Origin of the sequence: Curtobacterium sp. Leaf183, from assembly GCF_001424385.1 — a bacterium.
GTDB lineage: Bacteria > Actinomycetota > Actinomycetes > Actinomycetales > Microbacteriaceae > Curtobacterium.
This window is the reverse complement of sequence record NZ_LMPO01000008.1, coordinates 659,827-674,616: the sequence shown is the minus strand read 5'-3', so window position 1 is coordinate 674,616 and position 14,790 is coordinate 659,827. Positions and strand designations below refer to the sequence as shown.

The window sequence follows — 14,790 nt, the reverse complement described above, 5'->3', positions numbered from 1 at the left end:
GCCGCTTCGACCGTGACGAGCGTGCTCCGCGCTCGTTCAACCGTGACGATCGCGCACCTCGTCACGATGACCGCGACGACCGTCCGGCCCGCCGCTTCGACCGCGACGAGCGTGCCCCGCGCACGTTCGACCGCGACGGTCGCGCTCCCCGTCGTGACAGCGACGACCGCGCACCCCGTCGCTTCGACCGCGATGATCGGGCTCCCCGCACGTTCAACCGCGATGACCGTGCGCCCCGTCGGGACAACGACGAGCGTCCCCAGCGTCGCTTCGACCGCAACGACCGCGACGCTCCCGCTGCCCGCGGTGGCCACTTCGTCCCCGCCGACGACGTCAAGCTCGAGAAGCTCCAGGCCGAGGCCACCGTCGCGGCCGACGTCGAGGGCGTGAGCTTCGGCGACCTCGGCATCGGCGGCAACATCACCCGCGTCCTCGCCGAGCTCGGCGCCACCAGCCCGTTCCCGATCCAGGCGGCGACGATCCCCGACGTGCTCGCCGGCAAGGACGTCCTCGGCCGTGGCCGCACGGGCTCCGGCAAGACCATCGCGTTCGGCGCCCCGCTCGTCGAGAAGCTCATGGAGCACGGCGGCGGCACGAAGCGCAAGATGGGCCGCGCCCCCCGCGCGCTCATCCTGGCCCCCACGCGCGAGCTCGCCCTGCAGATCGACCGCACGGTGCAGCCCATCGCCCGCTCGGTCGGGCTGTTCACGACGCAGATCTACGGCGGCGTGCCGTACGGCCGTCAAGAGGGAGCGCTCGAGCGTGGCGTCGACATCATCGTCGGCACGCCCGGTCGCGTGCAGGACCTCATGAACAAGGGGAAGCTCGACCTCAGCGAGGTCGTCATCTCCGTGCTCGACGAGGCCGACCACATGTGCGACCTCGGGTTCCTCGAGCCCGTGCAGGAGATCCTCGAGGCGACGGCCCAGGTCACGCCTCAGGGCAACCGCGCCCAGAAGCTGCTGTTCAGCGCGACGCTCGACACCCAGGTGGCGGCGCTCGTCGAGCAGTTCCTGCACGAGCCGAGCGTGCACGAGGTCGCCGGCGAGGACCAGGCGTCCTCGACGATCGACCACCGCGTGCTCGTGGTCGAGCAGCGCCAGAAGGACCAGCTGCTCGAGGAGCTCGTGGCCGGTGACGGCAAGACGATCGTCTTCGCCCGCACCCGTGCCTACGCCGAGCGTCTCGCCGACCAGTTCGAGGACGCCGGCATCCGCGCGACCTCGCTGCACGGTGACCTGAACCAGGCACGACGCACGCGCAACCTGCAGCTGCTGACCAGCGGCCGCGTCAACGTGCTCGTCGCGACCGACGTCGCAGCCCGCGGCATCCACGTCGACGACGTCTCGCTCGTCGTGCAGGCCGATGCGCCGGACGACTACAAGGCGTACATGCACCGCTCGGGCCGCACGGGTCGTGCCGGCAAGGAGGGCACCGTCGTCACGATCGTCCCGCGTGGTCGGGTGCGCAAGATCGAGGGCATCCTCGAGCGCGCCGAGATCGAGGCGGACCTGGTGCAGGCCGCACCCGGTGACGGCATCGTGGCGGAGCTCGCCGCCCGCTGACGCCGAGCAGCGCCACGGGACGCCGCGACCACGACGGGACGCCGCGTCCACGACGAAACGCCGCCAGTGATGGCGGCGTTTCGTCGTTCCGGCGGCGTCTCGAGGACCGACGTGCGGGACGGACCCGGCCCGGGCCTCCAGTCCGGAGGGTCAGGCGTTGAAGAACAGCAGTCCGCGCGCATAGCCGGCCTGGCCGGCGTGCTGGGTGCAGTCGTTGAGGATGCTCACGATGCGGCTGCCGGCGGTCACGGGCGGGTCCCACGCGTCGTCGACGACCGGGTCGAGGTCGTCCGGACCGAGTGTGCGCAGGTACGCGACGGTGCGCTCGTGCACGGCGTCGAGGTAGCCGGTGAGCAGCGCGGCTGATGCGCGCACACGTCCGACGTCGTCGCGCGACATGCCGTACCCGAGGGCCTCCGCGGGGAACGGCAGGCCGAACCGGTCGTACCAGCCGTCCGCGGTCCAGACCTGCTCGGAGCCCGCCAGGTCGGCGATCTGTGCGTCCTGGCCGCGGGCGATGTGCCAGGCGAGCCACGCGAGGGTGTTCGCCCCGGCGGCGGGGCGGGCGGCGAGCTGGTCCTCGGAGAGCCCGTCGACGGCGCGGCTGACTGTCTCCGGGACGCGGGAGAACGCTTCGATGAGGACTTCACTGGGGGTCATGCCCCCGACGGTACGCCCGTGCGCTGCCGCTGCTCAGCCTCCGTGGGCGGCCGATCGGCGACCGAGTTCCTCGGCGAGGCGGGTGAACGCGTCGGCCAGTGCCGCGCGTTCTGCGGGAGGAACGACCTCGCGGAACGACGCCGAGTACACCGCGCCGATCTGTCGTGCCACGGTCTCGCCGGACGGGGTCAGGTGGAGCAGGATGCTGCGCCGGTCGTTCGGGTTGGGGCGGCGTTCGATGTGTCCGCGCTGCTCGAGCCGGTCGATCAACGACGTCATCGCGCCCGTCGAGAGTTCGAGGTACTCGCCCGACTGCTTCGGCGTGACGCCCTCGCCGTCCGCCGATGCCAGGAAGAAGACGAACCGGCTGTCGGTGGCGTTGAGGCCCCGGCTCTGGCTCTCGTGGTGGAGCACCCGCGCGTGCTGCGTCTGCATCAGACGGAACGCGGTCATCAGGCGGCCCAGGTCGGTGTCGGCGACGCCGTCGACCGTCGCGGTGACGGGGGAGGACGGCGCGGGACGATCGTCGACGGCTGGGACTGCGGTGATGCGGGTGTCCGTCATCGATGCTCTTCTCGGGTGGGTGTCGCGGGGGAGGCACGGGCATGCCTCGGTACGGCTCAGTCAACAAGTATCTCAACGATTGAACTACCCCCAGCAGTGGGGGCACCGCACGTCTTGTGAGCATCACGGCGTGCAAGTAACTTGATCGTCGTACCGAACCAGTACACGGCACCACGCACCACCACGGCCTGCAGCGCGTCCAACCACCGCGGATCCGGGCCACCCACCGATCAGATCTCTTCCTCCGGGAGTACCGCCATGTCTCGTGTCACCCCTCGCGCCGCTCGTCTCGCCGCCTGGATCGCCATCCCCGCCGCCCTCGTCGCATCGGGTGCCGTCGTCTCCACCGCCTCGTACTCCGCCTTCTCGGCGACCACGGTGAACCCGACCAGCAACTGGACCGCCGGATCCGTCGCCCTCTCCGACGACGACAACAACACTGCGCTGTTCACCGCCACCGGCCTGAAGCCCGGGTCGACCGGTGCGAACTGCATCACGGTCACCTCGACCGGCTCGCTCGCGTCGACCGTCAAGCTCTACGCCACCAACGCGCAGACCTCGAGCGCGCTCGCATCGAACACCGCGCTCGTCATCGAGCAGGGCACCGGCGGCGGCTTCGGCTCGTGCTCCGGCTTCACGCCCGCTGCCACCAACGGCACGCTGACGCCCGCGAACACCACGCTCGCGAGCTTCGCCACCGGCAGCACGAGCTTCGCAAACGGCCTCGGCACCTGGGCGCCGACCGGCACCGCCTCCGAGTCCCGCGTCTACCGGATCACCTACACGGTGTCCGCCACCGCGCCGAACTCGGTCCAGGGCACCACCGCTTCGCTCGGCCTGACCTGGGAGGCCCAGAACAGCTGAGCCGGGTCCCGCGCCCGTCGCCGCGTCCCTACGCGTCATCGGGTCCCAGCCCGTCGCCGCGCCCCCACGTGAAGGCAGTCATGGTCACCATCGCAGTGCACGGAGGTCCCGCGCCGCGCGATGCTGTCCGTGGCGCCGTCGAGTGGGGGCGTGTCGTCGTCGCGACGCTCGCCCGCGGGGTCGTGGTGACGCTCCTCGGCCTCGCCCTCTGGGCAGCCGCACCCGCTGTCGTCGGGTGGCACCCCACGACGGTGATGACCGGTTCGATGGAGCCGCGTCTCCGTCCGGGGGACGTCGTCGTCTCCCGCCCCGTGCCACCCGCTGAGCTCCGCCTCGGCCAGGTCCTGCTCGCCGACGATCCCGACCAGCCCAGACACCTCCGCCTGCACCGAGCGGTCACGGCCGGGCCGGACGGGACGATCGTCACCAAGGGCGACGCGAACTCGCAGCGGGATTCGACGCCGATCGCGCGCTCCGCGGTGCACGGGGTCGCGGTCCTCCGCATCCCCGTGGTCGCGACGCCGATCGTGTGGATGCGGACCGGGGAGTGGACGAAGGTCGCGCTGCTCGCCCTGGTGTTCGCCGCCACGCTCTGGCTCTGCACGGTCGACGGGTCGCTGCGCCGGGCAGCGTCGTCGCCCGGCTCCTCCGGCTCTCCCGGAGACGACGGGGACGACGGGGACGACCGGACGTCTGGTCCCGACGCCACCAGCCTGGAGGCCCTGCTCGCCCCGCCAGCGCCGCCGCCGTCGACGAGACGGTCCGGACGACACGTCCTGGTGCGTCGGGACGTCGGCTCGCACCACGACGTCGGGTCGCGCCGGGCGGTCCGCCAGCGCCAGCGCCGACGCCACCGTCTCGGTCGTGGCGGCGCCGTGGCCGCGGTGCTCGTGGTCGCCGGCAGCATCGGTGTGCTGATGCCTGCGCAGGCGATCGGTGCGCCGTTCACGACGACCACCGTCGCGCGGACGGGCACGATGACGGCCGCGACACCGGCAGCCCCCACCGCGCTCAAGTGCACGCCCTCCGGGTCCAACGCCGTGACGATCAGCTGGACCGCGCCGGCCGACCAGCCCTTCGGCTACTCGGTGTTGGCGAACGGCACGCAGGTCACGACCGCCGGGCCGACCGCGACGAGCTCAGGACTCACCCCCCAGGGCCTCCTCGACCTCGGCTCGACCTACAAGATCCAGGTACGGGCGGACTTCGGCAGCACACTGTGGAACACCAACACCACGAGTACCTCGTTCGTCAACGTCCGCGTCCTCAACGTGCTCGGACTCATCTCGGTCACCTGCGCCTGACACACCGGCGGTTCTCCACAGCCCCGTGCGCGGTGCCCGGGGATGTCCGCCGTCGCGGCTACCGTGGCCGCATGCGCATCCTGCACACCGGCGACTGGCACCTGGGCCGCACCCTGCTCGGGGCCGACCTGCTGGACCACCAGGCCGCCTTCCTCGACCACCTCGTCGGGGTCGTGGTGCAGCGCTCGGTCGACCTGGTCGTCATCGCGGGCGACGTGTACGACCGGGCGATCCCCCCGGTCGACGCGGTGCGCATGCTCTCGACCGTGCTCGAACGACTGGCCGCCGTCGCGACGGTGGTGGTCACGCCCGGCAACCACGACTCGGCCGCGCGACTCGGCTTCGGGTCCGGCGTGATGAACCAGCGCGTGCGCATCCTCGCCGAGCCCGCACACCTCGGCGACCCGGTGCTCGTCGACGACCCCGACGGCGTGGTGGCGGTCTACGGCATCCCGTACCTGCAGCCCGACCTGGTGCGGCACGCCCTGTCCGCGGTGCCCGATGAACCCCTCGCCCGCTCGCACCAGGCGGTCGTGGGCGCCGCGGTCGACCGCATCCGCGCCGACCTCGGCACGCGACCCGGCACGCGCTCCGTCGTCGTCGCCCATGCCTTCGTCGGCGGTGCCGAGCCGAGCGACAGCGAACAGGACATCCGCGTCGGCGGTGTCGACCGCGTCGCCGAGTCGGTGTTCGCCGGGTTCGACTACGTCGCCCTCGGCCACCTGCACGGACCGCAGCGCGTCGGCGCAACGGATCGCATTCGCTACGCCGGGTCGCCGCTGGCGTTCTCGTTCGGCGAGCGACACCAGACCAAGTCCGTCACCCTGGTCGACCTCGCCGCCGACGGCAGTGTCACGGTCGAGCTCCTGCCGGCTCCGGTGCCGCGGCCACTCGTCGACGTGCGCGACACGATCGACGCGATCGAAGCGGGCGAGCACGCGCGGCACGCCGACGCCTGGGTCCGCGTCGCCGTCACCGACACCGTGCACCCCGAGCGCATGTACGCCCGCGTCAAGGACCGCTTCCCGCATGCCCTCGCCATCACGCACGAACCGGCGGACGCCCCCGCACGCGCGACGGGCCGCGCCGTCACGGCGACCTCTGACCCGGTCGAGGTCACCGCGGACTTCGTCACCTTCGCCACCGGGGCCGCACCCACGCCGGACGAGCTGCTCGTGCTGCGCGACGCCTACGAAGCCGCTGCGCTGTCCCTCGCCGAGCAGGACCCGGCGGTGCGCTGATGTACCTGCACCGACTCGAACTGCGCGCCATCGGCCCGTACCCGGACCGCGTGGTGATCGACTTCGCGGCGCTCGCTGCCTCCGGGGTGTTCCTGCTCGAGGGGCCGACCGGATCCGGCAAGTCGACCATCATCGACGCCGTCGTGTTCGCGCTGTACGGCGGATTGGCGGGCAGCGACGCCAGCAGCGACCGGCTGCACAGCCAGCACGCCGACCCCGCGGTCGAGCCCTTCGTCGAGCTCGTCTTCGAGACGGGTGCCGGCGTGTTCCGTGTCCGCCGCACGCCGCAGCACGACCGCCCCAAGCAGCGCGGCACCGGCACCGTGCGGCAGAACGCCTCGGCTACCCTCAGTCGGCTCGCGGGTCCGGGTGACCCCGCGGGTGAACCCGTCTCCGCCCGGGCGCAGGAAGTCGGCGCCGAGGTCACGCGCATCGTCGGGCTCGACCGCGCGCAGTTCCTGCAGACCGTGGTGCTGCCGCAGGGCGAGTTCGCGCGGTTCCTCCGCGCACCGGGCGAAGACCGTCGCAAGCTCCTGCAGTCGCTCTTCGGCACCGAGATCTACGACCGCACCGCCGACGAACTCGCCGCCCGTCGTCGCGCGGCCGCTGCCGAGGTCGATGCCGCAGACGCCCGCGTGCGCGATGCCCTCGCGCGCTTCACCCAGGCGTCCGGCACGACCGACGTCGACGAGACCACGGCACCCGCCGTCGTCGCAGAGCTGCGCACCCAGGCGGACGACGCCGCGCAGGAACGGGACGTCGCGGCCGCTGCCGCCGTCGCCGCCGCCGAGCACGAGCGCGCTGTCGTGGACCGGGTCGCCGCGCTCGACCGCCGCCGTGGGTTGCTCGCTCGCGCAACGGCACTCGACGACGCTGCCGCAGCGATCACCGTCGCACGGTCCCGCCTGCGGACCGGCGAGCTGGCCGACCGTGTGGCAGCCGTCGCCGACGGCCTCGACACCGCGGTGGCCCGTGCATCGGCGGCTCGTGATGCCCGTGACACCCTGCGCGGGCAGCACGGTGTGTCCGACCTCGACACCGCGGCCGAGCGCGACCGACTGACCGACGTCGTGGCGTCGGTCCGTCACCTGGTGTCCGTCGCCGAGTCGCTGCCCGACCGCCGTCGCGTGCTCGCCGCCGCGCAGACCGACGCCGCGGCACTCGGCGAGCAGCTGACCACCCTGGACGCCGCGCTCGACGCGCGTCCGGCCGACCGCGCCCGCATCGTCGCGCTCTCCCATGCGGCTGCGGCCGCAGCGACCGACGCCGAGCCGGCGCAGCGCGACGTCGATGCCGTGCAGCTCCTGCGCGACGCCCACGAGGCACTGACCGCGGCCCGCGCACGGGTCGCCACCGCCGAGGGCGTCGTGACGGCGGCACGCGTGGTCGCGTCGAGCGCGGTCCAGGCCGAGCAACACCTGCGCGAACGACGCATCGCAGGGCTCGCGGGGGAACTCGGCGCGGCGCTGCGTCCCGGCGACGCCTGTCCGGTGTGCGGCGCCGTGGAGCACCCGGCGGTCGCGACTCCGCAGGACGACCACCCGACACCGGCTCGCATCGCCGAAGCGGCCGACGCCGCGCGCCGCGCCGAACAGGCCCTCGCCGACGCAGCGACCGACCTCGCCCTCGAGCGCGCCGAGCACGACCGGTTGCTGATCGTCGTGGGCGACTCGCACACCGACGAGCTCGAGGTCCGTGCCACCGCCGCTGCCGAGCGCCTGCGGGTCGCTCGTGCCGCTGCGTCGACCGTCGCCGAGCACGAGCGGGCGAAGACCGAGCACGACGAGTCCACCCGGTTGGTGGAGGACGAGCGCAACGCCGTGGCCTCGCGGCGCCAGGTGCTGCTCGCCACCACCGATGCCGAGCACGACCGGGTCGCCCAGGACACCGATGCCGTGCAGACCGCGATCGACACCCTGGCCGCTGAACTCGCACAGCCGGACGTCGCCGACCTGACCCTGCCGGACGCGGTCGTCGCAGCCGATGGCAGGGCCACCGCCCTCCGCGCCGTGGCCGCCGCCGAGGACACCCTGCGCACCGCCGACGCCGCCGTCGTCGAGCGGCAGGCCGAGGTCGCCCGGGTCGTCGCCGACCACGACTTCCCCGACGTCGCGGCCGCCCGCGCTGCCGTCCTCGACCACGCCACGGGTGCGCAGCTCCGCGACCAGGTCGAGCGCGCGGACCGCGAGCGCGCGGTCGTCGACGCCGGGCTCGCCGAACCGGCCGTCGTTGCCGCGGCGCAGGACGACTCCGCCGACGTGGTGCTCGACCCGGACGCCGCCCGCGCCGCGTCGGCGGGCGCGGCCGAGGCGCTCGACCTGGCCACCCGCGCCGCGACGACGAGTGCCGACCGCGCCACCGCCTCGGAACGGTGCGCCGCGGAACTCGCGCGCGCCGTCGACCAGCGCGAGTCCACCTCGGCCCGCAGCCGCGCTGTCGTGCGGCTCGCCGACGTGGCCGCCGGTGCCCCCGGACACAACACCACCGGGGTGACGCTCGGCACCTACGTGCTGATGCGGCGGTTCGAGGACGTCGTCGCTGCCGCCAACGACCGGCTGCGCACGATGCTCGGCGGGCGGTTCACGCTCGAGACCTCCGACGAGCGCGAGACCGGCAGCCGGTCTCGCCGCACGGGTCTGGCGCTCGCGGTCCGCGACCACACGACGGACACCACGCGCGATCCCCGCAGCCTGTCCGGTGGCGAGACCTTCACGGTGTCGCTCTGCCTGGCGCTCGGGCTCGCCGACGTCGTCCAGGCCGAGGCGGGTGGCGTCTCCCTCGGCACGCTCTTCGTCGACGAGGGTTTCGGCACCCTCGACCCCGAGACCCTCGACGGCGTGGTCGACCAGCTGTCCCGGCTGACCGCCGGCGGACGACAGGTCGGCATCGTCAGCCACGTCGAGGAGCTCAAGCAGCGCATCCCCGAGCGCATCGCGGTGCGCCGGACCCCCGGCGGCGGCTCGCACGTGACGACCACGGTCTGACGCGAGCAGACCGACTCCGTCGGGTGTCGGGCGTCAGGCGTCGGGCATCAGGCGTCCGGGGGCGCCGGGCTGCTCGTCGGTCGTCAGGGCGTGGGCACCGCCGACGTGTCGACCGTGCCGTCGGGCGGCGGCAGGATGTCCGCCGCGATCCACGGGAACACCCACGTGAACAGCACGAGCACGATCGCGACGAGCAGCACCAGCAGCTCGAGGACCTTGAGGGCGGTGGGGCCGGGCAGCAGCCGCCAGACCAGGGGGAAGATCACTTGGGCGTCTCCGACAGTTCCTTCGGGGTGCCTTCCGACACCGGCATCCAGTAGTCCATCTTCGCGTGCACGATGTAGCGCTCCTTGGCGGACCACATCGGGTGGCACGCCGTCAGGGTGAGCCACCGGTCCTGGGCGGTGGGTTCGACGCCCGGCTGGTTCGGTACCGGCGCGATCGTCTCGATGTGGTCCGGCGTGACGATCTGGCTGTCCGTGACCTTGTAGACGTACCAGACGTCGAAGCCCTCGTCCTTGTCGGTCACCCGCACGACGATGGCGTCGTCGGTCTTCAGGTCGGCGATCTGGTTGAGCGGCTTGCCGTACGTGACGCGGTGCCCGGCCACGGCGAAGTTGCCCTCGGCTCCGGGCATCGCCGTGTCCTGGTAGTGCCCGAGCCCGATGGTGTTGAGCACCTTCTCACGGTCGGTGCCCTCACCGATGGGCTGGTCGTAGCCCGCGCCGAAGCGGGGGATCTGCATCGTGCCGAAGACCGTCGACAACCCGGGGGGCTCGGCGAGCACAGGCGCCTGGTCGCGGTGCTCGGTCGGCGTGGGGTTCGAGGTGGGCGCCTCGGTCTGGCCCAGGTCCTTGACGAGCGAGGACTGGTGCTGCGAGGCGACGACGTCGGTCCACCAGGCGGTCCACAGCACGTACAGCCCGGTGCCCGCGCCCGCGATGATCAGCAGCTCGGCGACCAGGGCCAGCAGCGCGCCGCCGACCGTCTGCCGCGGACGCTTGCGCTCCCGGCGCGCGGGCGCGTCGTCAGGGGCGCTCGGAGGCGGGGGGAGTGTCTCGTGGGCAGTCACGTGGCTCCTGATCCGGTCGTGCGAGCGTCGAGGTGGACGATGCTCAGGTCTATCAGACCACGGCGAACCGCTGGGGACGGTGTTCTCCACAACACCGGTACCGTGGCGGAGTGTCCCACGTCATCCGTCGTTTCGATCCGTCCGACACCGAAGCGGTCGTCGCGCTCTGGGAGTCCTGCGGGCTGGTCCGACCGTGGAACGACCCGCGGCAGGACATCGCGCGCAAGCTGACGGTCCAGCCCGAGCTGTTCCTGGTGGCGACGGACCCCGGTTCCGACGTCGTCGTCGCTGCGGGCATGGCCGGGTTCGACGGGCACCGCGGCTGGGTGAACTACCTGGCGGTCCGCCCCGACCTGCAGGGCTCCGGACTGGGGCGGGCCTTCATGGCCGAGTTCGAGCGGCTGCTCACCGACCTGAGCTGCCCCAAGCTCAACCTGCAGGTGCGCGCCGGCAACGAGCGGGTCATCGGCTTCTACGAGTCCCTCGGGTACGCCGACGACCACACGGTGTCGATGGGGAAGCGCCTGATCGCCGACGACTGACGTCGGCGGTCACGCCAGCGCCAGCGTGACCGCCGCGCCGACGGCGAGTGCGATCCCGAAACCCTGCAGCAGGGTCAGGCGTTCGCGCAGCACCACCCCGGCCAGGACGACCGTCCCGATCGGGTACAGCGCGTTCAGGACACTGATCACCGGCAGCGTCGTCGGGTCGTCGCTCGCGTGCAGCCCGGCCTGGATGCAGACGTTCGCCAGGGCGTCGAGGACCCCGCACGCGACGACCACCCGGACCAGCCGTCGGCCCGGCGCGGACCGCAGCCACCGTCCTGGAGGCGCGGCAGACCCCGCGACGCCGGCCGACGTCCCGGGGTCTGCCGCGCCTCCCGACCGAGCGACCGCCGCCGAGACCGCTGCCGCCGTCCCCAGCAGCACCGTCTGCACCAGCCGCGCCACGACGAGCGGTGCAATCCCGGAGTCCGACGGCGTCTCGTTGAACGCGAGCACGATCCCGCCGAACCCACACCCCGCGACGACGGCGGCCAGGACGCCACGAGCCGTGACGCGTGCTCCGGACGGGTCGCGGACCGTCGCGACCAGCACGACCGCGACCACGGCCACGACCAGCGCGACGACCGCGACCGGCGACAGGACCGTCCCGCGCAGCACGGCGACCAGCACCGGGACCACCGCGGCGAACACCGCGGTGAGCGGGGAGAGCACGCTCATCGGCCCGATCGCGAGCGCGGCGTAGAGCAGGAGGACCCCGACGGCTCCGGCGAGCCCGCCCACGGCGCCCCACAGCGTGCCCTGCCACGAGGACCGGCCGCCGAACAGCAGCAGTCCCACCAGCAGCGGGACGATGCCGATCGCGGCTGCGGCGGCGGCGACCGTGACGGGACGCAACCGACGCGACGCGAGGCCGCCCAGGAAGTCCGCGAAGCCGTAGACGAGCGCCCCGCCGAGGCCGAGCAGCACCGTGATCACGGGTCCCATCCTGCCGTGCCCGGTAACCTGCGCTGCGTGAGCGTTCCCTACACCCGCCTGTTCCGCGTCGACGGTCGTTGGCGTTGGTGGCGCCCGCTGGTCGCCCTGGCGTTCCTGGCCGGGTGGTACGTCGTGACGCAGATCCTCATCACGGTGGCCTACTTCGTGCCGATCGGTGCCACGCAGGGTGCGCAGGGGCTGATCGACCTCGAGCAGAGCCTGACGAGCGGCGCCCTCGACCCGACCGACCCGCTCGTGCTGTCCCTGTCGCTGGTGTCGCTCGTGGTCCTGCTGCCGGGGATCCTGCTCGCCGTGAAGATCGCGCGCCTGGGGCCGGCGAACACGCTGTCCTCGGTGCGGTTCCGCGTGCGCTGGGGCTGGGCGGCGTGGTGCGTGCTGCCGACGCTCGTGATCGCCGCGGCGTCGTTCATCCTGCAGACCGGGCTGTTCTCGCCCGACGGCATGTTCACCGTCGACGGCGGCTTCGGCTGGAACCACGCCGCGATCGGTCAGTCCACCGTGACGCTCGGCACCCTGACGCTGACGATCGCCATGGTCGTGGTGCTCGTCCCGTTCCAGGGTGCTGCCGAGGAGTACGTGTTCCGCGGCTTCCTGATGCAGTGGATCGGGTCCTGGATCCCGGTCCGCATCGTCGGGTCGGTGGTGGCCGTGGTGGTGTCGACCGTCGTCTTCGCGCTGCTGCACATCCCGAACGGCTACAACGTGTGGGGCATCCTCGACGTGGGGTCGTTCGGTCTGGTCGCGGCGATCATCGTGATCCGCACCGGAGGCCTCGAGGCCACCGTGCTGCAGCACGCCTTCAACAACATCATGATCTTCGTGCTGCAGGCTCCCGGGTGGTCGAAGGTGTCGCTCGACTCGTCGAACAGCACCTGGCAGAGCTGGCTGTTCTCGCTCGGCTCGTCGCTGGCGTACTGGGGCATGGTCGAGGCCCTCGCGCACTGGCGGAAGCTCGACCGCCGCTTCGCCGGATCGGAGACGCCACGCTTCCGCGGTCCGGCGCCGGTCTGGGCGGGCGGCAAGCGCTGGACCCGTCCTGGAGGCACGGGCTGGTCGGGTGCACCGGCCCGCTCCGAGGGCGTGGCCGGGTCAGCCGCTGACCGGCCTGTGGACAGCGAGATGGGTGTCGCCCGTCGCGCCTAGGCTGGACGCCATGAGCACCACCTCGGCACCCGTCTCGCCGTCGCGCAGCGCGGCGCAGGACGTCCTGCACCGGGTCTGGGGCTACGACGACTTCCGCGGCGAACAGGCCGCCGTCATCGACCGCATCGTGACCGGTGGCGACGCCCTCGTCCTGATGCCGACGGGTGCCGGCAAGTCGCTCTGCTACCAGGTGCCGGCGCTCGTGCGCGACGGCGTCGGGGTCGTGGTGTCGCCGCTCATCGCCCTGATGCAGGACCAGGTCGACGCCCTGGCGGCCAACGGCGTCAAGGCGGCGTTCCTCAACTCGACGCAGGGCCCGGACGAACGCGCTCGCGTCGAGCGTGCGGTGGTGCAGGGCGAGATCGACATGCTCTACCTGGCGCCCGAGCGGCTGAAGCTCGAGTCCACGCGGTCGCTGCTCGACCGTGCCCGCATCGCGCTCTTCGCCATCGACGAAGCCCACTGTGTGGCGCAGTGGGGGCACGACTTCCGTCCGGACTACCTCGAGCTCAGCATCCTGCACGAGCGCTGGCCGACCGTGCCACGCATCGCGCTGACGGCCACCGCGACGCCGCAGACCCACCGCGAGATCTCCGCCCGCCTGGGGCTCGACGACGCTGCACACTTCGTCGCCGACTTCGACCGGCCGAACATCCAGTACCGCATCGAACCGAAGACCGGTGCGATGCAGCAGCTCCTGACCTTCATCCGCACCGAGCACCGGGGTGACGCGGGCATCGTGTACTGCCTCTCCCGCAACTCGGTCGAGCGCACGGCGGCGGCGCTGGTCGACCAGGGCATCGCGGCGCTGCCCTACCACGCGGGTCTCGACGTGCGGGTGCGCGAGCGCAACCAGTCGCGGTTCCTGCGCGAGGACGGCATCGTCATGGTGGCGACCATCGCGTTCGGCATGGGCATCGACAAGCCCGACGTCCGGTTCGTTGCGCACCTCGACCTGCCGAAGTCGGTCGAGGGCTACTACCAGGAGACCGGCCGTGCCGGGCGTGACGGACTGCCGGCGACCGCCTGGCTCGCCTACGGGCTCAACGACGTCGTGCAGCAGCGCCGCATGATCGACCAGTCCGAGGGCGACGCTGCCCATCGCCGGCAGCTCAGCGCGCACCTCGACGCCATGCTCGCGCTCTGCGAGACGATCGAGTGCCGCCGGGTCCGGCTGCTCGCGTACTTCGGCCAGGAGTCCACCGCGTGCGGCAACTGCGACACGTGCATCGCTCCGCCCGAGTCGTGGGACGGCACCGTGCCGGCGCAGAAGCTCCTGTCGACGATCGTGCGGCTCGAGCGCGAACGTGGGCAGCGGTACGGCGTCGCACACCTGGTCGACATCCTGACCGGCAAGCAGTCGCCGCGCGTGCAGGAACTCCGGCACGAGTCACTGGCCACCTTCGGCATCGGCGCCGACCTGTCCGAGGGCGAATGGCGCGGGGTGGCACGACAGGTCCTCGCCCAGGGGTACGCCACGGTGTCGGGCGACGGGTACGGCACGCTCGTCCTCAGCCCGACCAGCGCCGAGGTGCTGTCCGGTCGGGTCCACGTGCTGATGCGCCGCGACCCGGTGAAGGCCCCGCGTGCGGCGCGTGGTCGGCGCCAGGTCGTCTCCGACATGCCGCAGGAAGCCCTCGGCCTGTTCGAGGCACTGCGCGCGTGGCGGGCAGCACAGGCGCGCGAGCAGGGCGTGCCGGCGTACGTCGTGTTCAACGACGCGACCCTGCGGGGGATCGCCGCGGTGCGCCCCTCGGACGTCGACCAGCTCGCCGAGATCTCCGGCATCGGCGCAGCCAAGCTCGAGTCCTACGGCCGCGCCGTGCTCGACGTCGTCGCCGCGTCGGAGTAGCACTCCACCACCGCCGTCCGGTCCATGCCGTCTCCGGCA

General features: G+C 72.5%; 13 protein-coding genes. 8 read left to right on the top strand and 5 right to left on the bottom strand.

All coding sequences use genetic code 11. From position 1 onward, the window contains the following. Positions 1-1,565 (top strand): DEAD/DEAH box helicase (locus tag ASG04_RS09565; RefSeq protein WP_235515501.1); only part of this gene is annotated, 1,565 nt, incomplete at its 5' end. A gap of 150 nt (positions 1,566-1,715) precedes the next feature. Here the strand turns inward: ASG04_RS09565 and ASG04_RS09560 are convergent. Beyond that, positions 1,716-2,225 carry a mycothiol transferase gene (locus ASG04_RS09560; protein WP_056123007.1) on the bottom strand — a complete coding sequence of 170 codons (510 nt, stop codon included), beginning with the start codon at positions 2,223-2,225 and terminating at the stop codon, positions 1,716-1,718. A 33-nt stretch (positions 2,226-2,258) separates the two neighbouring features. Next, the gene (locus tag ASG04_RS09555; protein WP_056123004.1) at positions 2,259-2,789 is read right to left on the bottom strand and encodes a MarR family winged helix-turn-helix transcriptional regulator; all 531 of its coding nucleotides are present in this window, start codon (positions 2,787-2,789) and stop codon (positions 2,259-2,261) included. Between the two features lie 258 nt (positions 2,790-3,047). On the opposite strand from ASG04_RS09555, the gene ASG04_RS09550 reads away from it, so the two are divergent. From ASG04_RS09550 to ASG04_RS09535, 4 genes are all read left to right on the top strand, one after another. Then, positions 3,048-3,653 carry a hypothetical protein gene (locus ASG04_RS09550; RefSeq protein WP_056123001.1) on the top strand — a complete coding sequence of 202 codons (606 nt, stop codon included), beginning with the start codon at positions 3,048-3,050 and terminating at the stop codon, positions 3,651-3,653. A gap of 80 nt (positions 3,654-3,733) precedes the next feature. Next, entirely contained in the window at positions 3,734-4,957 is a 1,224-nt protein-coding gene (locus tag ASG04_RS09545) for a hypothetical protein (protein ID WP_056122998.1), read from the top strand. A gap of 71 nt (positions 4,958-5,028) precedes the next feature. Further along, a complete protein-coding gene (locus tag ASG04_RS09540; protein ID WP_056122995.1) occupies positions 5,029-6,198 on the top strand; it encodes a metallophosphoesterase family protein in 1,170 nt (389 codons plus the stop codon). Continuing rightward, on the top strand, positions 6,198-9,182 hold the full coding sequence (locus ASG04_RS09535; protein ID WP_056122993.1) for an AAA family ATPase: 2,985 nt from the start codon (positions 6,198-6,200) through the stop codon (positions 9,180-9,182). The genes ASG04_RS09540 and ASG04_RS09535 overlap by 1 nt, the downstream gene beginning before the upstream one ends. Positions 9,183-9,265: 83 nt before the next feature. Here the strand turns inward: ASG04_RS09535 and ASG04_RS09530 are convergent, their stop codons facing one another. Both ASG04_RS09530 and ASG04_RS09525 read right to left on the bottom strand, forming a co-directional pair. Continuing rightward, positions 9,266-9,448 carry a hypothetical protein gene (locus tag ASG04_RS09530; RefSeq protein WP_235515500.1) on the bottom strand — a complete coding sequence of 61 codons (183 nt, stop codon included), beginning with the start codon at positions 9,446-9,448 and terminating at the stop codon, positions 9,266-9,268. Beyond that, positions 9,445-10,254 carry a class E sortase gene (locus ASG04_RS09525; protein WP_082517930.1) on the bottom strand — a complete coding sequence of 270 codons (810 nt, stop codon included), beginning with the start codon at positions 10,252-10,254 and terminating at the stop codon, positions 9,445-9,447. Before ASG04_RS09525 ends, ASG04_RS09530 begins: the two co-directional genes overlap by 4 nt. Before the next feature lie 110 nt (positions 10,255-10,364). On the opposite strand from ASG04_RS09525, the gene ASG04_RS09520 reads away from it, so the two are divergent. Then, the gene (locus tag ASG04_RS09520; RefSeq protein WP_056122990.1) at positions 10,365-10,796 is read left to right on the top strand and encodes a GNAT family acetyltransferase; all 432 of its coding nucleotides are present in this window, start codon (positions 10,365-10,367) and stop codon (positions 10,794-10,796) included. A 9-nt stretch (positions 10,797-10,805) separates the two neighbouring features. Here ASG04_RS09520 and ASG04_RS09515 read toward each other — a convergent pair whose 3' ends face one another. Next, the gene (locus tag ASG04_RS09515) at positions 10,806-11,735 is read right to left on the bottom strand and encodes an EamA family transporter (RefSeq protein ID WP_056122986.1); all 930 of its coding nucleotides are present in this window, start codon (positions 11,733-11,735) and stop codon (positions 10,806-10,808) included. 36 nt (positions 11,736-11,771) lie between these two features. Here ASG04_RS09515 and ASG04_RS09510 point away from each other — a divergent pair, with 36 nt between their 5' ends. Together ASG04_RS09510 and recQ are read left to right on the top strand one after the other, a co-directional pair. After that, positions 11,772-12,899: a CPBP family intramembrane glutamic endopeptidase gene (locus tag ASG04_RS09510; protein ID WP_056122983.1), complete on the top strand. Its 1,128-nt coding sequence runs from the start codon at positions 11,772-11,774 to the stop codon at positions 12,897-12,899. Between the two features lie 10 nt (positions 12,900-12,909). Continuing rightward, positions 12,910-14,751 (top strand): DNA helicase RecQ, encoded by a 1,842-nt coding sequence (gene recQ / locus ASG04_RS09505; protein WP_056122980.1) that lies wholly within the window; start codon positions 12,910-12,912, stop codon positions 14,749-14,751. Positions 14,752-14,790: the final 39 nt, after the last annotated feature.

Coding starts and splice junctions, on each gene's coding strand:
- ASG04_RS09560 (WP_056123007.1), bottom strand. CDS start 2,225: ATGACCCCCAGTGAAGTCCTCATCGAAGCGTTCTCCCGCGTCCCGGAG.
- ASG04_RS09555 (WP_056123004.1), bottom strand. CDS start 2,789: ATGACGGACACCCGCATCACCGCAGTCCCAGCCGTCGACGATCGTCCC.
- ASG04_RS09550 (WP_056123001.1), top strand. CDS start 3,048: ATGTCTCGTGTCACCCCTCGCGCCGCTCGTCTCGCCGCCTGGATCGCC.
- ASG04_RS09545 (WP_056122998.1), top strand. CDS start 3,734: ATGGTCACCATCGCAGTGCACGGAGGTCCCGCGCCGCGCGATGCTGTC.
- ASG04_RS09540 (WP_056122995.1), top strand. CDS start 5,029: ATGCGCATCCTGCACACCGGCGACTGGCACCTGGGCCGCACCCTGCTC.
- ASG04_RS09535 (WP_056122993.1), top strand. CDS start 6,198: ATGTACCTGCACCGACTCGAACTGCGCGCCATCGGCCCGTACCCGGAC.
- recQ (WP_056122980.1), top strand. CDS start 12,910: ATGAGCACCACCTCGGCACCCGTCTCGCCGTCGCGCAGCGCGGCGCAG.